This is a genomic window from Nitratireductor sp. GZWM139 (assembly GCF_030068685.1).
Taxonomy (GTDB): Bacteria; Pseudomonadota; Alphaproteobacteria; order Rhizobiales; family Rhizobiaceae; genus Nitratireductor; species Nitratireductor aquimarinus.
This window is the reverse complement of the sequence record NZ_JAMQML010000021.1, coordinates 12758-35239: the sequence shown is the minus strand read 5'-3', so window position 1 is coordinate 35239 and position 22482 is coordinate 12758. Positions and strand designations below refer to the sequence as shown.

Here is a 22482-nt window from a genome sequence, read left to right as displayed (position 1 = left end):
TCCGGCGGAAGAGAAATGCTCAGCGAGAGCCCGAACGCACCAGACCTGTCTCAAGCGCAATGCGCGTGGCCTGCGCGCGTGATGTCACCTGCAGCCTTTTGTAGATGCTTTTGACGTAATCGCCGACCGTATGCTCCGACAGGCCCGCGTTTGCTCGAAAGGATGCTGTCGCAACATTTGCGAATGCCGAACGCGTGGCAAGGCAGTGTGCAGCGCAAGAGCGCAGTGTTTGCAGTGACTGGCTCATGGGAGTGAATGACCCAGCGTTTCTTTGGCTCTGTTGCAACGAAACCCTTGGCCGCTATCCCTTCCGGCGAATTTCGGCCCGTTCCAGCATGTAGCACTCCGCTGCTTCCATGTGGTCGCGCATGATCTGCGCGGCCCGCTCGCCGTCGCCGGCCTTGATCGCCCGCATCAGGCTGATCTGATAATGCAGGCCCGCCTCGCGCAGCGCCGGGTTCGGCTCCTTGTAGATCGCCCGGCACACGGTCATGTCGCGTAGAAGGCTGACAAGGAAAACGCAATTGAAGCCGAGCAGCGCGTTTTCTGCGTGGCGCGCAAGCTCGACGTGAAAGTCGAGTTCGGCGAGGCGCTGCCGGTATTCCTCTTCCGCCGTCTCCGGTTCCGCCTCATAGAGTCGGATCTTGGCCTGCAGCGCGGTGAACGCCTCGGGCGAAAGACGCCCGGCGACACTCGCTGCAAGCTGCGGTTCAAGAACCTTGCGGATCGCATAGATCTCCGCGATGGACGGTGGATGGAACAGGAAGAGATTGTCGAGTAGCCGGATTGCCTGATCGGCCCCGACAGTGGAGACAAACACGCCGCCGCCCGGTCCAGTCTTGCTGACAACGAGCCCCTGAAACTCAAGTATCTTCTGGGCTTCGCGCAGCGTTCCGCGTGATGCTTCCTGCGTTTCCGGCAACAGCCATTCATGCGGGATGCGATCGCCGGGTCGGAGCCCGTGCGTGACGATCATCTCGCGTAAGCGGTCGGCGATGATATCCGGCCGCTTGCGACGCTTGAGAACCGTGGAAAGCTGGGAGGGCTCGGGAGCCGGTGGCGGACTGCTGCGGTCAGGCATCCTCGTTCTCTTTGACGGGGTGATGGCACGCCGCCATATGCCCCGGATGACCGGGCGCGGCCTCGAGTGGTGGTTGCTCCGATTTGCATCGGTTGGTTCCGCGCGGGCAACGGGCAAAGAACGCACAGCCCTGCGGTGGATCATACGGATCCGGCAATTCTGTATTCGCATCTTCCGGGATGAGCGACCGCTTTCCCGGAACCGGTGCCGATTTCAACAGAAGATGCGTATAGGGATGCCGCGGCGCAGAGAAGATGCGCTCTGACGCCCCGAGTTCGGCAAGCCGGCCGAAATAGAGCACAGCCACCCGGTCGCTGACGCTTTCGATCACCGAAAGATCGTGGCTGATGAAGACATAGGTGAGGCCGAACGTCTTCTTGAGGTCGTCGAGAATGTTCAGAACCTGCGCCTGCACCGAGACGTCAAGCGCGGAAACCGGCTCATCAAGGACGATCAGTTCGGGGTCGGCGGCCAGCGCACGGGCGATGCCGATACGCTGCGCCTGCCCGCCTGAAAACTCGTGCGGGTAGCGCTCCAGAAACTCCGGCGCGAGATTGACCGCTTCCATCAGCTCACGCAGGCGCTTTTCGCGCGCCCCACGGTCCAGTCCGAGCAGGTGTTTGAGCGGCGCTTCCAGAATGGTGCGGATCGTCTTGCGTGGATTGAGCGATGCGACGGGATCCTGAAAGACATACTGCACGCGCTGCGCAAGCTTCTGCGGATCGCGTCTGGCTTCGGCAACCAGATCCATCCCGTCGAAGGTGATCGCACCGCTGGTGGGCGTATCGAGACCGACGATCAGACGCGCGAGTGTGGACTTGCCGCAACCAGATTCCCCGACAATGCCGAGCGTCTCGCCCCTGCGCACATCGAACGATATGCCCTGCACCGCATGCACCGCCGGCAGGGATTTTCCGAACAATGTGCGGCCACCGCCAAAGACCCGCTCCGCAGTGTCGATTTCCAGAAGGGGCGTGTCAGTCATCGGCGGTCTCCCCGGTCAGTGGGTAGAGGCAGCGCACGGCCTGCGTATCGCCAAGGCTGGAAAGTGCGATATGCCCCCTGCGGCAATCGGGTTTCACCCGGGGGCAGCGTGCTGCGAAGGCGCAGCCAGGCGGCAGATCATTGACCACCGGCGGACGCCCCTCGATGGCGTCGAGCCTCCGGCCGGGTTCGCCCAGAACCGGCACGCAGTCGATCAGCTTGCGGGTGTAGGGATGCGCCGGCGCATTGAGCACCTCTTCCGTCGTGCCCGTTTCGACGATGCGTCCCGCATAAATGACGGCAACCCGGTCGCAGACGGCCGACACGACCCCGAAATCATGGGTGATGAACAGGATCGCCGCGTTGCTTTCCCGCCTCAGCGTGTCCATCAGCGAGAGGATCTGCGCCTGCACGGTCACGTCCAGCGCCGTTGTCGGCTCGTCGGCGATGATGATCTTGGCGTCATTGGCGAGCGCCATGGCAATGCAGACGCGCTGCCGCATACCGCCGGAAAGCTCATGCGGATAGACCTTCAGTCGCTCCGCCGGATTGGTGATGCGCACCAGACGCAGCAGCTCCTCGGCGCGCGCATCCGCCTCCGACCGCCGGATCGGCCGGTGCGCCATGATGGCCTCCGTAAGCTGGTCACCAATGGTGAACAGCGGGTGCAGGGTGGACAGCGGGTCCTGAAACACATGGGAGACATCCGCGCCGCGCAACGCGCGGATGCGCTCATCGCTGACGGCGAAAAGGTCTTCGCCGTCGAGCCAGGCGGCACCGCCCGTGATGCGGCCGGGCGGTGTCGGCACCAGCCCCATCAGCGACATGGCCGTCACCGATTTTCCCGAACCGGATTCGCCGACAATGCCAAGGCATTCGCCCTGCTTCAGGTGCAGATCGATGCCGCCCACCGCGCGATAGACGTCGCCGCCGATGTGAAACTCCGTGTTCAGATCCGCCACTTCCAAAACGCTGTCGCCATGGGTCCGGGTTTCCGGCACCGTGCGGCGCTCAACGGCTGTGCGGGCCACGGGCCGCGTGAGCGCACCCGATTTCAGCCGCGGGTCGAGCACGTCACGCACGCCATCGCCCAGCAGATTGATGCTCATGACCAGCGCAAAAATCATCAGGCCGGGAATGATAGACACATGCGGCGCGGTGAAGAGGATCTTGCGGCCCTCGCCCAGCATTGAGCCGAGATCAGCCTGCGGCGGCTGCGCGCCGAGCCCGAGGAAGGACAGGCCGGCCGTTTCGAGGATCATCCAGCCAATGGTGGTCGACATGGTGATGATGATCACCGGCAGCACGTTGGGCAGGATCTCGCCAAACAGAATGCCCGCATTCGACTTGCCCGAAAGACGCGCTGCATCGACGAATTCGCGCCGCGACAGGCCGATGGTGATGCCGCGAATGTTGCGCGCGAAGAAAGGGATGTTCACCACAGCGATGGCGTAGAGCGCATTGAGCAGACCCGGCCCGAGCGCTGCCACGATGGCAAGTGCCAGCAGGATGTAGGGAAACGCCATCACCATGTCGATGCCGCGCATCAGGAAGGCGTCCACGCGCCCGCCCGCATAGCCTGCAACAAGCCCGATGAGCGAACCGAAGAAGGCGGCGATCAGCGTGGCCGAGATGCCCACGGCAAGGCTGACGCGCGTGCCCCAGACAAGCCGCGAGAGGATATCGCGCCCGAGCGCATCCGTGCCAAGCAGGTGCCCTTCCGTGAGCGGGCGCAACAGCCTGTCGGCAGGCGCTGTCGCGTCGGGGTCGGGCAGCGGCAGGAGCGGCGCCAGAAGCGCGGCCGCGATGATCAACGCCAGCAGCACCAGCCCGGAAGCCGCAAGCGTGTTGTTGAGAAGCAGACGGATCGGACCGGGGCGGCCTACCCCGCGCGCCCTGCCCTTCGCTGCGGTGGAAACGGCTTCACTCATCAGCGCAACCTCGGATCAAGAAGCGTCTGCACCACATCGGCGGCCAGATTGAAGAGAACGTAGGCGGCGGCCACCACCAGAACACCGCCCTGCACCAGAAGCAGATCGCGGGTGGAAATGGCGTTGACCAGCATCGAACCGATGCCCGGCCACTGGAACACGGTTTCGATATAGACCGCACCGCCGAGCACGAACCCGGCCTGAATGCCGATCACCGGAATGACGCTGACAAGTGCGGCCTTGAAGGCGTGACGGTAGATCACGCGCCTTTCGCTCAGCCCCTTGGCGCGCGCGGTGCGAATGTAGTCCTGCCGCAGCACTTCAAGCATGGCCGTGCGGGTCAGCCGCGCGATGACGCCGGTGGCGACGACCGCCAGCGTCAGCGCCGGCAAAAACAGGTGATGAAGCAGGTCCGGCAGATCGCCGCCACCATAAATGGCGTACATGCCACTGGCGGGGAACAGCCGGATCTTGACGGCGAACGCCAGGATGAGAAGCAGGCCGAGCCAGAAGGACGGTATCGAAATGCCGATCAGCACCAGAACGGTGATCACCTTGTCTGCCAGACCATACTGGCGCACGGCCGAGACGACGCCCGCCAGAAGCCCAAGGATCGAGCACAGCACCAGCGCCGTGCCGGCCAGGATCAGCGTGGCCGAGAAACGCTCAAGCACCTCGTCCAGCACCGGTCGGTTGAGCGCATAGGAGCGTCCGAGATCGCCCTGAAGAAGGTTCCCGAGCCAGATCAGATATTGCTGGGGCAGTGGCTTGTCGAGGCCGAGATCGGCATTGATCCTGGCCACGTTCTCCGGCGTCGCATAGGAACCGAGAATGGCCGTTGCCGGGTCGCCGGGGATCATCGCCATGATCAGGAAGACGATGATCGAAAGTCCGAACAGGACAGGGATGGCGGCAAGGAGGCGCTTGGCTATGTAGGCTGCCATGGCTGGGGCCTCGTTTCAGATTCGGTTATGGGCGCGGTTCGCCTTTGGTCCGGTGCCCTGCATGCCACCCTCGCCCTTCGCCTTTCGACAAGCTCAAGAGGCTTGGGATGAGGGCTGTGGAGGCGCAGTGCGTCGTTTGAACATCTTGCATGTGCGCCGTCGCCCCACCCTCATCCTGAGCTTGTCGAAGGACGAGGGTGGGAACCACGTTCACACCCCTAGGGCTTGGCCACGTCCTGCAGCATGAGGAAGAAGGACGGCTGGAGCTTGAAGTTCTCGACATTCGCGCCGGTCACCGCATTCTGCTTCCAGTTGGCGACGAAGACCCACGGTGCGTCGTCCTGAACGATCTCCTGCATCTCCTTGTAGAGCGCAGCGCGTTCGTCCTGATCGGTTGAGGTGCGGGCCTTGTTCAGGAGTTCGTCGACCTTCTCATTGGCGTAGTAGCCGGAGTTGAACCCGCCCTTTTCGGGCCAGGCTTCCGAGCGCAGCGCCAGGAAGGGCAGCGTATCCGGCGAGTTGGTCATCCATGCCATTTCGGCCATGTCCGCCTTGCCTTCCAGGCCCGGATTCACCTTGCCAAGGAACGTGTTCCACTCATAGGTCTCGATGTTGACCTTCATGCCCACGGCCTGCAGATCGGCCTGAATGGCCGTGCCCATGGCGATGGGGTCGAGCATGCCCGAGCCGCCCTCGGTGACGTAGAAGGTCAGTTCCTCACCAGCATAACCGGCCTCTTCCAGAAGCTGTCGGGCCTTGTCCGGATCATAGGGATAGGGCTGCAGCTCTTCATTGTAGGCCCATGCGAAGGCCGGCGGCGTCGGGCCCGCGGCCACGTCTGCCGTGCCCTGTAGGATATTCTCGACCAGCGCCTTCTTGTTGATGGCGTAATTGGCAGCCTGACGCACCGCCTTTTCGGTGAACGGCCCCTCCTTCATGTTGAGGATGAGGAACCAGACATGCGGACCCGCCTGCTCGTAAACGCTGAAATTCGCGTCATCGCGGAACTGCTGCAGGCTGTCCGGCGGCACCTCCACCATCACGTCCAGACCACCGGAGAGCATTTCGGCAATGCGGGTGTTGGTGTCGGTAATCGGACGGTAGATCACGGCCTCGAGCGGCGGCGCGCCATCCCAATAGTCTTCGTTGCGTGTAATGACGACGCGGGAATTGGCCTGCCATTCCTCGAACCTGAAAGCCCCGGTTCCGACCGGGTTGCGGCCGTAGTCCTTGCCGTGTTCCTTCACCGCCTCGGGCGAAACGATCAGGCCTGTCGGATAGGACAGGTTCGACAGGAAGGGCGCGAAAGGCTCTTTCAGCGTGAACTCGACAGTCAGGTCGTCCACCGCCTTCACCGCGTCCACAGACGAGAAATAGAAGGCGAGCGGGAACGGTCCCGTGTCGTGATAGGGGTGATCTTCGTTCAGCATGCGGTCGAAGTTGAACTTCACCGCTTCCGCGTTAAGCGGCGTGCCGTCATGAAACGTCACCCCTTCGCGCAGCTTGAAGGTGTAGGTGATCCCGTCATCGGAAATCTCCCAGCTCTCCGCCAGCGCCGGTTCCGGCTCCAGCGTGCCGTCCTTGTAACGGGTCAGGCCATCATAGACGTTCATCAGGATGCGGAAATCGTTCACGGCTGTCACCGCATGGGGATCAAGCGACTTCGGCTCCGCGATCTGGCCCACAACCAGAACGTTGGGCGGGGTCTGCGCAAAAACCGGCGATGCGAAGAACATCGCACCGGCAGTCATGGCGGCTGCAATCAGTTTCCTCATGGAGGTTCCTCCCTCTGTTGCCCATAATTAATCCTAACAATCTATCCATTGGCAAGCATTTATTATAATAAATAGACGGTGCGTCATTTCTCCGGACTCATCGACGCCGAATAAACGTTTGAAAAACAGGCACGTCTCATGGCCAACACACCCGTCATAAATTCACAGCGCCTGCGCGCCCTGCTCGACGGGGTCAACACATTCGGTCGCAATCCGCAGACCGGCGGCTTCAACCGCGTCGGCTACAGCGACGCGGACATGGCCGTGCGAAACTGGTTTCTGGAACAGATGCGCGCTGATGGGCTGACCGTGCATCGCGACCCGGTCGCCAACCTGTTCGGAAGATACGGCCCGGCGGACGGTCCATGCATCATGGCCGGTTCGCATCTCGACACCGTGCCCGAGGGCGGCGCCTTCGACGGAGCGCTCGGCGTCTGTGTGGCGCTCGAATGCGTGCGCGCCATGAAGGACGCCGGCTTCACGCCGACAACCGCGATCGAAGTGGTCGCCACCGCCGAGGAGGAAGGACGCTTCGGCGGCATGCTGGGCTCGCAGACCATTGCCGGCCTGGTGACCGGCCAGTGGCTGGATGAAGCCCGCGACGCCGACGGTATCCGCCTTGCCGACGCAATGGGCGATCAGGGCCTGAACATCCGTGAGGCGCTCGACGCCGCCCGCCCGCCCCGCGCCGTCAAAGCCTTCCTCGAACTGCACATCGAACAGGGTCCGGTACTGGAACAGGCTGGCATCCCCGTCGGGATCGCCGACAGTGTCGCCGGTGTCATCAATCTCGCCGTGTCGCTGGTCGGCCGCGCCAACCATTCCGGCACCACGCCGATGGCGCTCCGCGCCGACGCCTTCGCCGGCCTCTCGGCGGTCGGCCAAGCGGTGCGTGGCGTGATTGCCGAACACGGCGGAGAGCGCAGCCGCATCACCATCGGCAAGGTGGCGCTTCAGCCCAATTTCATTCACACTGTGCCGGGCCGCGCCGATTTCATCATCAACATCCGTGACACCGATCCCGGCACGATGGCGGCTCTCGCCCAGGCCATGGAACAGGCCGTGCGCGATGCAGCGCAGGTAAACGGCCTCAGTTTTTCCATCGAGGAGCAGAGCCGGATGGCACCGGTCCGTCTCGACGGCACACTCGTCTCACTGTTGAACGGGGAAGCGGACCAGCTCGGGCTGAAAGCCCTCAACATGCCATCCGGCGCCGGCCACGACGCCCAGACGATGCAGACCCTGTGCCCCTCCGGCCTCATCTTCGTACCGAGCCACAATGGCATCAGCCATGCCCCGGAGGAGTGGACCGACTGGGAAGCAATCGAAAAGGGCGCACAGCTGTTGCTGTCAGCGCTCATCAGGCTCAGCGGCTCCGTCGCCGCAAAATAGCGGCACGTATTCCAGGCATTCACCGCATCAAAGAATGCCCCGCACCATCGCGATACAGTTTGCAGATACCAGCCCGGTTGCCGGAGGCAAAATGGTGACCGGGAGGCGCAGTGACTTGCGATTGGCGGCTAACGGGTCCCCAGATTTTCTCCCGGCAGCCCAGTCTACTGTTCTCCGCCCGAAACTCCGACAGATATTTTCTCACTCGAACGGGAACGTCTGCCCTAAAAAAGCTAATGTTCGTCCGGCACGGGGAAACCCAGTGGAACGCCAGTCGCAGGCTGCGAGGGCATGTTGATAGTTCGATCACATCCAATCTGAAGTGGGCCTTTGAAACCGCCAAGTTACTCGGAATGGAGGGCCGGTTTCGACACCATGCGGCGTAAGGGCACAGCGGCGCGCCGAGAGTTGTTTTTGTTTTTATTTCAATTATATAGAGGGCATGGATAAAAAGTCGTTCCTTATATTCCGTCGCGGTTGCCGGATGATGCATGTCATCGCCCGGGGCGGATCTATATAAGTGATGTAACCTTAGTAGTTCGGCTCCGGGTCGTTTTCGTGAAAGAGAGAACGCCAGTTCTTTTGCGCAGTTTTGACAGTGTATCTGGAGTTCGACATGTCCATCCGTTCCACGCTGTCCCTATGCCATGGCTGTACTGCCAGTCTGCCCCGCGCTGCGGTCTGGTGCCCTTGGTGCTCAACCCTGGTAAATACCCTCTCCGGCGGCGTTCCGTTCGCCGATTACAAGGCGCGCCTTCGCGGCTGCGGGCAAATCCGGCCTGGCAGCAAAGTGCACGGTCTGAGGGCTGGCGGGAGATGACAGCCTGCGGCCTGTTGGTCGCAGCCGCCTCTTTGGTCTGACAGTCAGGACTGTCCAGAATTCACAATGGTTTCGCAGGAGCCAAAACGCCATGGCGTTGTCAATCTCATCTCCAATCGAACGTGTGCGCATCCAAATCGGATCGTGACCCTGGCGCTGGCCTAACGGCGCCAGGGAGATGTTCTGCAAAGACTAAGGTTCAGAATTATGGAGAAGAGACATGGCCAAGAGAAAAGGCGACCAAAAGCGGAAGCAGCCAAAGGGCAAGAAGAAGAGCAACCTCAACCAGCCCGATCCAGTGGCCGATCAGCTGATGCCCGCAAAACGCAAGTAGGCGCGCTCATTCATTCAGCGCAGAGAAGCTCGCAGACCCGCCCTGTGGCTGTGGCAGGGTGGGTCTGCGCTCTGCCTACAGGAACAATCCGTCCGGTCCTGCCAAAGGCGGACCCACAATCCTTCTAAATGGGATGAAAGGAGGGCGTGCGATGATACCCGTTCGTGTTTCCTTCGCTGTCGATTTTTCAACTGATAGAACATCAAACACCCGCAAGGCGGCCTTGTGGTCTCTCGCCGCCCGGGTCGCAGAGTTGCTGCCAGAGGCCAGCAAACTCGATATTGCAAGTGCCCTCTACGCGCGCGAAAGGCTGGGAACCACTGCCATGGGCGGCGGTGTCGCCCTGCCGCATACGGTGCTCACTGATGAAGACGCCTCAATGATTGTGGTGCGGCGTCTCGAGAGGCCGGTGGAGTTTGATGCTCCAGACGGCATGGCCGTCGACACACTCGTCGCCCTGATGGGTGGCAAACATGACATCAAGTGGCTGCGCGCAGCCCTGCTGCGGCTCGGCAGACTGGCGCAGCAAGGCCCGCTCAGGCATCAATTGCGCATGGCCGCAACGCAGAACGAGGTCGCAGCCATACTCATCGAGCTCGGTCTTGATGTTCATTTCGATCAGAAACTCTGTGACACAGGGGGCGATTTCCGCTCCGAAGGGAGAGCTGAGTTGGGCCTGATTGGCAGCGCACAACACTTCACCGCCGTTCGGTAAGAATTCAGGGCAAGCTCCAGCCGGGGCCGCCGGATTTTCCGGCGGCAATCCGGTCGGCCATGCACCAATGCATACAAATGATCACCGCAGGCCATCAATCCTGTGCTATCAGCTGGTGCTACGGAAAACCTCAAACAGCGGCTTCTGGCACGTCCCCCGCTCTTGTTACCTTGCGCACTTCCTGGACCTATTCGAAATGCTCAACAAACTGATCTCAAGCCAACGTTACACGGTGTTTGTCTTATGCGGGTTCATAGCCCTGGCTGCACTGGTTGGCACGGTGCTTTACACCCCCTGGTTTCTGCTGCCCGCCGTCATCTCGACCGCACTGTTTCTGGTAGGCGTCCATGATGTTCGCCAGAGGCGGCATTCCATCCTGCGCAACTATCCGGTGGTCGGGCATCTGCGGTTCCTGCTTGAAGGCTTCCGGCCCGAAATCCGGCAGTACATCATCGAAAGCGATCATGAAGAGGTGCCGTTCAGCCGCGAGGCCCGCGCACTTGTCTACCAGCGGGCCAAAGGTGAGGAAGACAAGCGCCCCTTCGGTACGATCGAGAACGTCTATGGTTCAGGCTATGCATGGCTGACGCACTCGGCCACCCCCGTTACCATTGCTGATACCGACTTCCGTGTTCGCATCGGTGGTCCCGCCTGCCGCCAGCCGTATAACTCCAGCCTGTACAATATTTCAGCCATGAGCTTCGGTTCGCTGTCGGCCAATGCCATCCTCGCGCTAAACACAGGCGCCCGGAAAGGCGGCTTTGCCCACGACACCGGCGAAGGCAGCATCAGCCGCTATCACCGCCAGGGTGGGGGCGATCTCGTTTTTCAGGTTGCATCCGGATATTTTGGATGCCGCTCGGATGATGGCAGTTTCTCGCCGGAGAAGTTCGCAGAGCTTGCCGCCGACCCACAGATCAAGATGATTGAGGTCAAGCTAAGCCAGGGCGCCAAGCCCGGTCACGGCGGCATGCTGCCGGCGTCGAAAATTTCCCCGGAGATCGCCGAGGCTCGCGGCATTCCCATGGGCATTGACTGCGTGTCGCCTCCTGCGCACTCCACATTCTCCACCCCCACCGGCCTGATGGAGTTCCTCGGTCAGCTACGCGAGCTTTCCGGAGGAAAACCCGTTGGTTTCAAGCTCTGCATAGGGCACCGCCGCGAATTCATGAGCATGGTCAAGGCAATGCTGAAGACCGGCATTGTTCCCGATTTCATCGTTGTGGACGGTGCAGAGGGAGGAACGGGGGCCGCTCCGGTAGAATTTGCCAACCGGGTCGGCATGCCGATGCTGGAAGGCTTGACGTTTGTGCACAATACGCTGCGCGGCGCCGGCATTCGCGATCAGGTCAAGATCGGTGCTGCAGGCAAGATCATCTCCGCATTCGATATTGCCCGCGCCATTGCGCTCGGTGCGGACTGGTGCAACGCCGCCCGCGGCTTCATGTTTGCCGTTGGATGTATCCAGGCACAGGCATGCCACACCAACAAGTGCCCCGTTGGCATCGCCACCCAGGACCCGGTGCGTCAGCGCGGCGTCGATGTTGCCGACAAGAGCGAACGCGTAGCCCGCTTCCACAAAAACTCCATGAAGGCGCTGGGTGAACTTGCAGGGGCAGCGGGCCTGATCCACCCCAGCAACTTCATGCCTTACCACTTCATGTTCCGGCAGAAAGACAATGAGTTCCTCGATGGCAATGAGGTCTATCCCTATCTCCCCGATGGATTTCTTTCTGCTCAAACGGAAATTCCAGAACTTGCCGAATGGTATAGCCGTTGGGAGCGCGCCAACGCAGACAGCTTCGCTCCACCACTCATCCCGCAAGCCGCATTCGAACGTCGACAGATCAAATCGATGGCCTCGAAGCAGCACGAAGTGGCGAAGTAAGTCACGACCCGGGCTGATCGCTTCGTGACATCAGATGGAGCGGGGTGCGCAGATCCGCCTCAGCGCAGCCCCTCCGTGATAACCACGAGCGCCAGTTGTCCGGGGTCAGGAAGGCCTATGGATTTTTCCGCAAAGATGCGCGCGCGCCCCGCCTGATTTGGCTTTTGCGTAAACTCTTCAACCGTATCCTTCGCAGCCTTGAGGGCAACATCGATCAAAGTGCCGGACGGTGTCGCCTCAAGCGCGCGAACCTGTGCGTCCAGCCCGTCCAGAACGGTTTTCTCGCCAAGGGAAGATTTGCCCCGCGCCGCATTGCGTGGACTCAGGGGCAAAACTCGCCCGGCGCAGCAAATTCCGGCCCGCGCGCACATTCGTAAGCGCTGGCCCCGAACACTGCCGGTTGCCCGTCGATCCCCGAAAACGACGCCAGCCTTTTCCAGATCGCTGCAACCGAGTCATCGAGCAGTCCACCCCAGCGATAGGCGGCATCCATTCCTTCGTCCTGCCCGAGGTTCACATCGATGACGGCTTCAATCGCCCACTCGGGAATCTGCGGGTCGGAAGGAGCCATGTCTGACTCAATACTGTCGATCTCGCCCAGGAGCAGATCGGTGGCCACCACCGAAGTCACGACATTGTCCGAGGGAACCGGCCATGGGTTTTCGGAAACGGCGCTGACAGGCTCCATTTCTCCCCACGCGGCAGCCGCCTCGACCGGCGAACCAAGGTCGAGGCAGGGGGCACCAAAGCAAATCTCGTCCTGTGCGACCTTCGCGTCCATTTCCATACGCCCGGCGGCCAAAATCATGGCCCTGCTGCCCATCACCGGCCTGGTAATCAACCGCCACCCCGCATGTGGGCCAACACCGAATTCACTGGCATTCGCCACGTTTTCACGACCCAGCGTGTCAACGAGGTTTTGGTGAATGGCTGGTCCGAGATTGAAGCGAACCACTTCGATATAGCTGATGGGAAGAGGTGTACCGCCCGGCTCCGCCTCAACCCAGTTCGTCGCGTAACGAAGCCGATAGCGCACTCTTTCCAGCGCTTGTTCAGATATCTCAAGAGCAAAAACAGACAGGGGTATCGGACCAATATCAGCGGCGGGCAAAAAGGCAGATCGCGGATTGGCAGGGGAAAGAGCCCCGTTGATTTCGTCCCGCAACCGGTCCGGGTCAACTGCAGCGTAGCCGCTCTCGTTTACGAACTGCGCATGTGGATCCGCATGTACGGCATGCGGAACAAGGCCCGTCATCATTGCCGCCGAGAAAAGGGCAATTGCGATTGTGGTTTTCATCGTGCCTCCGGAACTGCTCGAAGATAGGTCAGCTTGCTGCATTGCCTCACTTACTCCACATCAATGATGGCGCGACCGAGCACGGCCTGGCCAGAGATGTCAAGATAACGGAACTCGTAGCGACCGGGCTGCTCGGGCATGACGAAGGTCAATGCCCCCTCCGGATCGATCGGTTGTGCGGAGATCCACGCAAACAGCGCCTGATCTTCCCGAGCCAGCGCAATACGCTGATCCGCGCCGTCCGAACCTCCGGTCCATGTAACAGTCACGGTTTCGCCCGGTGCGGCAGCCCGAGGGGCCGACAGGCCCGCGCCTTCATCGAGGCTGGCCGTGGCTTCAACCACCTCAACGACATGCCGACCGAGCGTGACCCCACCTTCATTGAGCACATAGCGCAATTCATAGAGGCCCGGCTCATCGGGAGCAGCTATGTCGCGCTGCGTATCTGCGCCCACGCGGTGGAAAATCGTATAGGCCCCCTCATCGGCCCCCACCGGAACAATGGTCACCCAGTCACGTGGATGGACAGGAACAGACCAGGAGAACCGCAGAGTGTTCCCGGCGCGAACCCTTTCCGGCCCCGTGATGGATGCCTCGGCACCGGTGATTTCTATCGGAGCGCGAGCCAGCGTGACACCGCCTTCATTGAGAACGTAGCGCACCTCGTAGAGACCTGGTTCGGCCGGCGCTACAAGGTCACGCCCATCGTCCGAGCCCACCCGATGGAAAGCCGTGTAGGTCCCCTCATCGGCCCCCACCGGAACAATGGTCACCCAGTCGCGCGGATGAACGGGGTCGGACCAGGTGACACCAAAGCTGCTGCCCGCCATCGCCGTTTCCGGCGCGCTTATCGACGCCTCAGCCCCCATGACTTCGATCGGCGCGCGGGCCAGCGTGACACCGCCTTCATTGAGAACGTAGCGAACCTCGTAGAGACCCGGATCAGCCGGGGCAACAATGTCACGCCCATCGTCCGAGCCAACGCGATGGAAGACCGTGTAGGTTCCCTCATCGGCGCCCACCGGAACAATGGTCACCCAGTCGCGCGGATGAACGGGGTCGGACCAGGTGACGCCAAAGCTGCTGCCCGCCATCGCCGTTTCCGGCGCCCTTATCGACGCCTCAGCCCCCATGACTTCGATCGGCGCGCGGGCAAGCGTGACACCGCCTTCATTGAGCACGTAGCGAACCTCGTAGAGACCCGGATCAGCCGGGGCAACAATGTCACGCCCATCGTCCGAGCCAACGCGATGGAAGACCGTGTAGGTTCCCTCATCGGCGCCCACCGGAACAATGGTCACCCAGTCGCGCGGATGAACGGGGTCGGACCAGGTGACGCCAAAGCTGCTGCCCGCCATCGCCGTTTCCGGCGCCCTTATCGACGCCTCAGCCCCCATGACTTCGATCGGCGCGCGGGCAAGCGTGACACCGCCTTCATTGAGCACGTAGCGAACCTCGTAGAGACCCGGATCAGCCGGGGCAACAATGTCACGCCCATCGTCCGAGCCAACGCGATGGAAGACCGTGTAGGTTCCCTCATCGGCGCCCACCGGAACAATGGTCACCCAGTCGCGCGGATGAACGGGGTCGGACCAGGTGACGCCAAAGCTGCTGCCCGCCATCGCCGTTTCCGGCGCCCTTATCGACGCCTCAGCCCCCATGACTTCGATCGGCGCGCGGGCAAGCGTGACACCGCCTTCATTGAGCACGTAGCGAACCTCGTAGAGACCCGGATCAGCCGGGGCAACAATGTCACGCCCATCGTCCGAGCCAACGCGATGGAAGACCGTGTAGGTTCCCTCATCAGCGCCCACCGGAACAATGGTCACCCAGTCGCGCGGATGAACAGGGTCGGACCAGGTGACGCCAAAGCTGCTGCCCGCCGTCGCCGTTTCCGGCGCGCTTATCGACGCCTCAGCCGCCATGACTTCGATCGGCGCACGTGCAAGCGTGACATCCCCATCGTTCAGCACATAGCGCACCTCGTAGAGACCCTGTTCGGCCGGGGCTACAAGGTCACGCCCACCGTCCGAACCGACGCGATGGAAAGCCGTATAGGTGCCCTCATCAGCGCCCACGGGAACAATGGTCACCCAGTCGCGCGGATGAACAGGGTCAGACCAGGACACGGCGAAGCTGCTGCCCGCCATCGCCGTTTCGGGCGCGCTGATCGACATTGCCGGCAATTCAGCTTCCGGTTCGGGGAGCGGTTCCGGTTCAGGGGCCGGTTTCGCTATGGTTTCTCCAACCTGCTTGACGGCGGCGGCGAGTTGGGCGGCATCTTGAGCAGGCAGGAACATTCCTCCCGTGTTCTTGGCGATGCAGGCGAGGTGTTGGTGCTCGTCAGTGGCCAGATCGAAGCCGATGACATGGGTGGTGAACGCCACGCCCTGCCTGGCAAGCTGCTCCGACAACGCGCACGGATCTGCGTCACAGTTTTCGACCCCATCAGAAATCAGAACCACGGTCGCTGGCGCGTCACGCCACGAGAGTTCCTCGGCAGCGTGCTGCACCGCTGCCGAAAGAGGCGTGCGTCCCAAGGGCATGATCCCGTTGACGACCTGCTGGAAAGCATCGCGATCCACCGGGCCCACAGGCATCGCCGTTTCGATGTCCGAGCAGAGGCCCTTCTCACGATGGCCATAGGCGACAAGCCCCAGATTCGTGGAAGCTGGCCAGGTAGCCAGTAAATCGCTCATCGCCTCCCGGGCGATCTCGATCTTGGGCACGCCGTCGATCTGGCCCCACATGGAACCCGAGGCATCATAGACGACCATCACATCGCCGGCTTGCAGTGTTGTGGTGGCCAGAAGCGAGATGCCCAGAGCCGAAACAGCCATTAGCGCTTTCATATTGGTTCCCCGATTTTGCTTTTGCTGGCTCGTTGCCGGCAGAAGACGCTGAAGGGCGCCCTCCCCGAGCCAACGAGTGTTCCTTGAGTTTCCCATTCGAAGCTGGGCGCGCGGCTCTCTGTGATCTCGAAATGGAGTTGCACCAGTCACGTCACAGCGAGCACAACGAACCGATTGCATCGCTTCGCTTGTGTCTCCTGATGCAGCTCAGTCCGCGAGATGAAGCACGGTATCGAAGGTTCCTTCGACAGTGATGCAATCTTCGGTATCGATCTCAGACATCATGCCTTCGCGCTTGCACAGAAGTGAAGAAAACGTGCCGCGTGCATTTCCCTGCGCGCCGTCGATGAGCAGGCTCTCCAGGGTAACCGAGGCATGAGCGGGCTCTTCATCGCTGACATAGAAGTTCCGCATCCCTTCGGGAAAATAACTCACCGACGCGTCGGTGGCTGATGCATCTGCGCCGCTGATGAGACCAAACTCCACACTCAGCACGCCGCGCATAATACTCGCGGCGTCGGGGTCATGCGCCTGGATATCCACCATGCGGAGGGGGCCAAAGTCGCGCACCTCCGCAGTAGCCGTCCCCTCCGAGGGCACATGCAACGTTTCCCCGCGATAGGACGCGCCATCGATGTTGGCCTCGACCGTACCGATCGGCACCGTAGTCTGGGCCCACGCCGCGCCTGAAAGAAAAAGAGCTGTAAAAAAAGTACAGGCAAACCGCCCGAACGCTCTTTGCGATGAACTCATCGTCGCTGCCCTTCTGATGCCAGTGTTCGAGACGGAAGGCTCTAACACCGGTTCTGGTACGCCGCCCCGTTCGTTTAGTCGGGTCGACGCCAAAACTTGCGTGATAGTGTGATTTTTCTAAAAACAGGCCACCCTTGTGAAGTAATTCACATCGAGAAGGGCTGGTGACACACAGAAGCGTCAGGCGGGTTGGCGTGCATGGACGTGGCGCTGCCATGGTGTATCACTCAGACGCTTCCACCCGTCTGGTTTCGATGAAAACCCGATGAACTAAAGCAGCTGAAGTTGGCCTTTGGCAATCCGCAGGTTACGCGGCGGATCGGGATCGTCTCACCGCGTGCTGAAGTCGTCGCCCGCCTTCACGAAGTCCTCGTCGGACTTTGCGATCCACACGGGGTACGCCGACTGGAAGACGGATAGTCATAAGCAAGAAAGAGCTTCGTGGCTCTCCATAGTCAGACCGCCCGGCACGTCTCTCGTTGCATCTCTGTGCCCATAGCTCACCAATCAGACAGGTTTGGCGGGCCCTGCCTCTGACGTTCAGACAATTTGTCCGAGATGAGCCACCAGTACTGCAAGTGGGATGCTCAGAAGAACGCGGATGATCCAGATGAGCACCAGATGCGGAACTTTGACCGGGATCTCGGTGGCCAGAATGCAGGGGATGGAACCTGCAAAGAACAAGACACCCGAGACCGATGTTACACCGAAGATGTAGCGAGACAGCATCGGCGCATCGCCCAGCATCCCGGTAGGAAAAAACATCTGGGCAAGCGCTGCCGCCATGGCTTTGGCCGTCAGCATCGCCTCTGGCACCTGCAGAACGGCAAGCAGCGGGTAGAAAATCATGCCCAGCCAATCGAAGACAGGCGTATACGCACTGAGCAGAAGACCGAGCAGGCCAACCGACACACCGGTCGGCAGAATGACCGAAGTCATCTTCAGTCCGTCCTTGATGTTCACCAGCAGCAGGCGTGCGAGGGTTGGATTTTCTTCAACCCGGCTCAGTCCGGCATTCGACGCGGACCTGGAATAGCCTTGAGGAAGAACTTGCCGTGATCCGCAGTGAGAAACGTCTTGCGGGATTGGTCCAGGATCTCATCACTCACGCTGACTTCCTGAATGTCGAATTCGAGCAGGTCGTCGTCGCGCTCGAGCGCGGAACAGCCGATCACGGCCAGATCGAATTTGAACTTACGAATGGCCTCTGCGGCCAACGTCCCGACCAATCCGCAACCCGCTCCAGACGCCCCTCTCGACCAGTTCAGACACGGGCGCGGCGAAAAGGCGTTGGTCACGATGTTCGGTTTTCTTCGTTTTTCGCCCCCCCGAAAAACACCAAAACACGCGTCAAATCCTGAATAATTATCGCGATTGCCGTTCTTGTGTCGTGAGCATTTTTCCAAAGCGGCAGAAAATCGTAGGCTAAGTCACTGATTTTGAATATTCGAAAATAATTCGCTTGCTTTTCGCTTTGTTTCGTTTTTACGTTGGGACGATAACTCGGGAGGTTGTCTGTGCGCGGAAACGAGAGTGTTTATCCGGTCGCTCTTTTTGCGACCGGCGGCGGCATCCATGGCTGCCGGATTGTGCATGACACAACGGGATGCGGCCATTTCGTAACGTTTGCTGAAAAGGGCGACCTTGCGTTTGCGTCCCCTTCTTTCTCTTCGAAACGGTTCTATGGCAGGCTGCGCCTGGGTGACTGGATGAACAACCACCGTGCGGGAGAATACCGCAGCTGAATAAAGCCAGTGGCCAAATTCAATAAAGCGCGGGGAGGAGGGCCTTATGACGCTGGAACTGAAGGGCGTGTCGAAGATCGTGGAGGGGCAGACCCATATTGCCACGACCGATCTGACGCTCGAAAAGGCGACCATGAACGTTCTGCTGGGGCCGACCCTGTCGGGCAAGACCTCGCTGATGCGTCTGATGGCAGGGCTCGATCAACCGAGCACAGGGCGGATTTTCTGGGACAGCAAAGACGTGACCGGGATGCGGGTGCAGGATCGCAAGGTCGCGATGGTGTACCAGCAATTCATCAACTACCCGTCGATGAGCGTTTATGAGAACATCGCCTCTCCGATAAAGCTCATGGGAGTGGACAAGGCGGAGATCGACCGCCGGGTGCGGGAAACGGCGGAGTTGATGAAGCTGACGCCGATGCTGGACCGCAAGCCTCTGGAACTCTCGGGCGGGCAGCAACAGCGCTGTGCTCTGGCACGGGCTTTGGTCAAGAACGCCGGGCTTGTGCTGCTGGATGAGCCCTTGGCGAACCTTGACTACAAACTGCGCGAAGAGCTGCGGGTGGAGATCCCGAAGATTTTCGCGGCTTCCGGATCGATCTTTGTCTATGCGACGACGGAACCCGAAGAAGCGCTCTTGCTGGGAGGCAACACCGCGACGCTCTGGGAGGGACGCATCACGCAGTTCGGGCCGACGCCCGAGGTCTATCGCCAGCCAGTCGATGCGACAACGGCGCGGGTTTTCTCCGATCCACCGATGAACTTCCTGCAAATCTCCAAGACCGGTGATCGATTGATGTTCGGCGACGGACAAAGCGCTGTTGCGACCGGCAAGCTCGCTGAACTGGCGGATGGGCGTTACACGGCGGGATTCCGTCCGAACCATCTCGAGATCGCACAGCATTCCGAAAACGCGATGAAATTCACCACACAGCTGCATGTGACAGAGCTGACCGGTTCGGAGACCTTTGTCCATCTCGACCACGACCGCGCGCGTTGGGTGGGGTTGATTCACGGAGTGCATGATCTTGAGATCGGCGCCGCGCTCGATGTCTGGCTTGATCCCCGTCATGTCTATGTATTCAGCGAAGATGGCGGGCTTGTTGCGCCTGCTGCCTACGCAGCGGCGGCGTGAGGAGGCGCGATCATGGCCAGGATTACACTCGACAACCTTGCGCATTCCTACAATCCGAATGCCGCTTCGGAACGTGACTATGCGCTCAAGGAACTCAATTACGAATGGGAAGACGGCGCGGCCTATGCGCTTCTGGGCTCGTCGGGCTGCGGCAAGTCCACGCTTCTCAATATCATTTCGGGTCTGTTGATGCCGTCACAGGGGCGTATCTTGTTCGATGGCATCGACGTCACCGGCGCCCCCACGGCAGAGCGCAACATCGCGCAGGTTTTCCAGTTCCCGGTGGTCTACGACACGATGACCGTGCATGACAATCTGGCCTTTCCGCTCAGGAATCGGGGCCATAATGAGACCTATGTTGCAGAGCGCGTACAGGAAATCGCGCGGATGATCGGCATGGAGGACATGCTGCGCAAAAAGGCACGGGGCCTTGGCGCTGACGCCAAGCAAAAGATTTCTCTGGGCCGCGGCATGGTGCGCAAGGACGTGAACGCACTTTTGTTCGATGAGCCTCTGACCGTCATCGACCCCCATATGAAGTGGGAGCTGCGCACCCAGCTGAAGAAACTGCATCACGATTTCGGTCACACCATGATTTATGTGACCCATGACCAGACGGAGGCGCTGACCTTCGCTGACAAAGTGGTGGTGATGTATGACGGCCGCGTGGTTCAGATCGGCTCGCCAGAGGAGCTGTTCGAACGTCCCGCGCATACCTTTGTGGGCTATTTCATCGGCTCGCCAGGCATGAATGTCATCCCGGCCAAGGTCGAGGGCGCCAAAGCCTATATCAACGGCTGCGAAATCGCGCTTGGCGCAGGTTATGCGCCCCTGGACGGCAAGGTGGAGATCGGCGTGCGACCCGAGTTCGCGCGGCTTAGCGAGACGGACGGCCTTCCTGTGAGAGTGCGACGCGTAGAGGATGCGGGGCGTCACAAGATCATACGCGCCGAGTTCTTTGGACAGGACATCAACATCATCGCGGACGAGGACGATCCGGTGCGCGCGGACATGACACGCGTCACCTTCGACCCATCGCGGGTGAATGTCTATGCGAATGATTGGCGCGTGGCGCCCGAAAGCGCGGAGGCCGCGTGATGCAACAGAAAACAACCAATCACAAAGCATGGTTCCTTGTGCTGCCGATGCTGGTGCTCGTTGCCTTTTCGGCCGTGATCCCGCTCATGACGGTGGTCAACTATTCTGTACAGGACACGTTCGGCAACAACCAGTTCTTCTGGGCGGGGCTCGAGTGGTTCGAGGAAATGCTCTCCGACGAACGCATGTGGAATGCGCTGCAACGTCAGTTGATGTTCTCTGGCATCATCCTTGCCATCGAAATTCCGCTGGGCATTCTCGTGGCTCTGAACATGCCGAAATCGGGCTTTTGGTCCTCTTTCTGCCTCGTGGTCATGTCCCTGCCTCTGCTGATCCCCTGGAACGTGGTCGGCACGATCTGGCAGATATTCGGTCGCGTCGACATCGGTCTGCTGGGCTACACGCTCGACGCGCTGGGCATTCATTACAATTACACCCAGGACACGATTTCTGCGTGGATCACCATCATCGTGATGGATGTCTGGCACTGGACCTCGCTGGTAGCGCTTTTGGCCTTTGCCGGTCTCAAATCCATCCCCGACGCCTATTATCAGGCCGCACGGATCGATCAGGCCAGCCGCTGGAAAGTGTTCCGGTTCATCGAACTGCCCAAGATGACGGGCGTGTTGATGATCGCGATCTTGCTGCGCTTCATGGACAGTTTCATGATCTACACCGAACCCTTCGTGGTGACGGGCGGTGGTCCGGGAAATGCGACGACGCTTTTGTCCATCGACCTCGTGAAGATGGCTCTGGGCCAGTTCGATCTTGGACCAGCTGCGGCCTTTTCGCTGATGTACTTCCTCGTGATCCTGTCGATCTCCTGGGTCTTCTACACCGTGATGGTCAACCTCGACAAAAAGGGCGCCTGAGATGACGGATGCAGCCGCACAGTCCCCCGCCGCCGTCAAATCCCGCAGCTTCCCGAAGGTGAAGGGCGGCACCGTGGTGATGACGCTCTATCTTCTGTTCCTCATGTTGCCGATCTACTGGCTGTTGAGCATGAGCCTCAAGACCAACGCAGAAATTCTTGGGGGCTTCTCGCTTTGGCCGCGCGATCTGACATTTGCCAACTACATCACGATCCTCACCGATGAGGCGTGGTATATGGGCTATGTCAATTCGATGATCTACGTGGTGATGAACACGGTGATCTCGCTCGCCGTGGCTTTGCCTGCCGCCTATGCGTTTTCGCGCTACAACTTCCTGGGCGACAAGCATCTTTTCTTCTGGCTTTTGACCAACCGAATGGCGCCGCCTGCGGTATTCGCGCTGCCATTCTTTCAGCTCTACTCCTCGATCGGGCTCTTTGACACGCATATCGCCGTGGCATTGGCGCATTGTCTCTTCAACGTGCCGCTCGCCGTTTGGATCCTCGAAGGTTTCATGCGTGGCGTGCCGAAAGAGATCGACGAGACCGCCTATATCGATGGCTACAGCTTTGGGCATTTCTTCGTAAAAATCTTCATGCCGCTGATCGCCAGCGGGATCGGTGTGGCCGCATTCTTTTGCTTCATGTTTTCGTGGGTCGAGCTCTTGCTGTCACGTACGCTGACCTCTGTGGAAGCCAAGCCCATCGCCGCCACCATGACCCGCACGGTGGGTGCGGCAGGTGTGGACTGGGGCGTGTTGGCCGCCGCAGGCGTGCTCACCATCGTACCGGGCGCGCTCGTTATCTACTTCGTGCGCAACTACATCGCCAAGGGCTTCGCGCTCGGCCGGGTCTGACAGGAGGATC

General features: G+C 60.5%; 19 protein-coding genes and 1 pseudogene. 8 read left to right on the top strand and 12 right to left on the bottom strand.

Annotated features, from left to right (window positions below):
• Positions 1–19: 19 nt before the first annotated feature.
• The 6 genes from NDI72_RS20050 to NDI72_RS20025 all read right to left on the bottom strand — a co-directional run bounded on the left by NDI72_RS20050 (position 20) and on the right by NDI72_RS20025 (position 6715).
• Positions 20–247, bottom strand: a complete 228-nt coding sequence (locus NDI72_RS20050) for a LuxR C-terminal-related transcriptional regulator (protein WP_283801589.1) — start codon at positions 245–247, stop codon at positions 20–22.
• A 54-nt stretch (positions 248–301) separates the two neighbouring features.
• Positions 302–1081, bottom strand: coding sequence for a FadR/GntR family transcriptional regulator (locus NDI72_RS20045; RefSeq protein WP_283801588.1), 780 nt, complete (start codon positions 1079–1081; stop codon positions 302–304).
• Positions 1074–2066, bottom strand: a complete 993-nt coding sequence (locus NDI72_RS20040; protein ID WP_283801587.1) for an ABC transporter ATP-binding protein — start codon at positions 2064–2066, stop codon at positions 1074–1076. The genes NDI72_RS20045 and NDI72_RS20040 overlap by 8 nt, the downstream gene beginning before the upstream one ends.
• Positions 2059–3996 (bottom strand): dipeptide/oligopeptide/nickel ABC transporter permease/ATP-binding protein, encoded by a 1938-nt coding sequence (locus NDI72_RS20035; protein WP_283801586.1) that lies wholly within the window; start codon positions 3994–3996, stop codon positions 2059–2061. Before NDI72_RS20035 ends, NDI72_RS20040 begins: the two co-directional genes overlap by 8 nt.
• Positions 3996–4940, bottom strand: a complete 945-nt coding sequence (locus tag NDI72_RS20030; protein WP_113156568.1) for an ABC transporter permease — start codon at positions 4938–4940, stop codon at positions 3996–3998. The genes NDI72_RS20035 and NDI72_RS20030 overlap by 1 nt, the downstream gene beginning before the upstream one ends.
• Before the next feature lie 218 nt (positions 4941–5158).
• A complete protein-coding gene (locus NDI72_RS20025; RefSeq protein WP_283801585.1) occupies positions 5159–6715 on the bottom strand; it encodes an ABC transporter substrate-binding protein in 1557 nt (518 codons plus the stop codon).
• 138 nt (positions 6716–6853) lie between these two features.
• Here NDI72_RS20025 and NDI72_RS20020 point away from each other — a divergent pair, with 138 nt between their 5' ends.
• The 4 genes from NDI72_RS20020 to NDI72_RS20005 all read left to right on the top strand — a co-directional run bounded on the left by NDI72_RS20020 (position 6854) and on the right by NDI72_RS20005 (position 11864).
• Positions 6854–8107 (top strand): Zn-dependent hydrolase, encoded by a 1254-nt coding sequence (locus NDI72_RS20020; RefSeq protein ID WP_283801584.1) that lies wholly within the window; start codon positions 6854–6856, stop codon positions 8105–8107.
• A 236-nt stretch (positions 8108–8343) separates the two neighbouring features.
• On the top strand, positions 8344–8493 hold the full coding sequence (locus tag NDI72_RS20015; protein WP_206549169.1) for a histidine phosphatase family protein: 150 nt from the start codon (positions 8344–8346) through the stop codon (positions 8491–8493).
• Between the two features lie 919 nt (positions 8494–9412).
• Positions 9413–9976, top strand: a complete 564-nt coding sequence (locus NDI72_RS20010) for a PTS sugar transporter subunit IIA (protein ID WP_283801583.1) — start codon at positions 9413–9415, stop codon at positions 9974–9976.
• 196 nt (positions 9977–10172) lie between these two features.
• Positions 10173–11864: an FMN-binding glutamate synthase family protein gene (locus NDI72_RS20005; RefSeq protein ID WP_283801582.1), complete on the top strand. Its 1692-nt coding sequence runs from the start codon at positions 10173–10175 to the stop codon at positions 11862–11864.
• 59 nt (positions 11865–11923) lie between these two features.
• Here the strand turns inward: NDI72_RS20005 and NDI72_RS20000 are convergent, their stop codons facing one another.
• The 6 genes and pseudogenes from NDI72_RS20000 to NDI72_RS19975 all read right to left on the bottom strand — a co-directional run.
• Complete coding sequence (locus tag NDI72_RS20000) at positions 11924–12196, bottom strand: DAK2 domain-containing protein (RefSeq protein ID WP_283801581.1); 273 nt, start codon at positions 12194–12196, stop codon at positions 11924–11926.
• Positions 12187–13161, bottom strand: a complete 975-nt coding sequence (locus NDI72_RS19995; protein WP_283801580.1) for a hypothetical protein — start codon at positions 13159–13161, stop codon at positions 12187–12189. The genes NDI72_RS20000 and NDI72_RS19995 overlap by 10 nt, the downstream gene beginning before the upstream one ends.
• A gap of 50 nt (positions 13162–13211) precedes the next feature.
• Positions 13212–16001, bottom strand: coding sequence for a vWA domain-containing protein (locus tag NDI72_RS19990; RefSeq protein ID WP_283801579.1), 2790 nt, complete (start codon positions 15999–16001; stop codon positions 13212–13214).
• 219 nt (positions 16002–16220) lie between these two features.
• Entirely contained in the window at positions 16221–16766 is a 546-nt protein-coding gene (locus tag NDI72_RS19985) for a hypothetical protein (RefSeq protein WP_206996017.1), read from the bottom strand.
• A 540-nt stretch (positions 16767–17306) separates the two neighbouring features.
• The gene (locus NDI72_RS19980; protein ID WP_283801578.1) at positions 17307–17705 is read right to left on the bottom strand and encodes a hypothetical protein; all 399 of its coding nucleotides are present in this window, start codon (positions 17703–17705) and stop codon (positions 17307–17309) included.
• Positions 17706–17812: 107 nt separating this feature from the next.
• Positions 17813–17998: pseudogene (locus NDI72_RS19975) on the bottom strand (DeoR family transcriptional regulator); the annotation flags it as partial.
• Between the two features lie 559 nt (positions 17999–18557).
• Between NDI72_RS19975 and NDI72_RS19970 the strand changes: the two are divergent.
• The 4 genes from NDI72_RS19970 to NDI72_RS19955 are packed head-to-tail and all read left to right on the top strand — an operon-like array spanning position 18558 to position 22472.
• Entirely contained in the window at positions 18558–19646 is a 1089-nt protein-coding gene (locus NDI72_RS19970) for an ABC transporter ATP-binding protein (RefSeq protein WP_283801577.1), read from the top strand.
• 12 nt (positions 19647–19658) lie between these two features.
• Complete coding sequence (locus NDI72_RS19965; protein WP_113156548.1) at positions 19659–20744, top strand: ABC transporter ATP-binding protein; 1086 nt, start codon at positions 19659–19661, stop codon at positions 20742–20744.
• Positions 20744–21616, top strand: coding sequence for a carbohydrate ABC transporter permease (locus NDI72_RS19960; RefSeq protein WP_206545134.1), 873 nt, complete (start codon positions 20744–20746; stop codon positions 21614–21616). The genes NDI72_RS19965 and NDI72_RS19960 overlap by 1 nt, the downstream gene beginning before the upstream one ends.
• Before the next feature lies 1 nt (position 21617).
• Complete coding sequence (locus tag NDI72_RS19955) at positions 21618–22472, top strand: carbohydrate ABC transporter permease (protein WP_283801576.1); 855 nt, start codon at positions 21618–21620, stop codon at positions 22470–22472.
• Positions 22473–22482 lie beyond the last annotated feature (10 nt).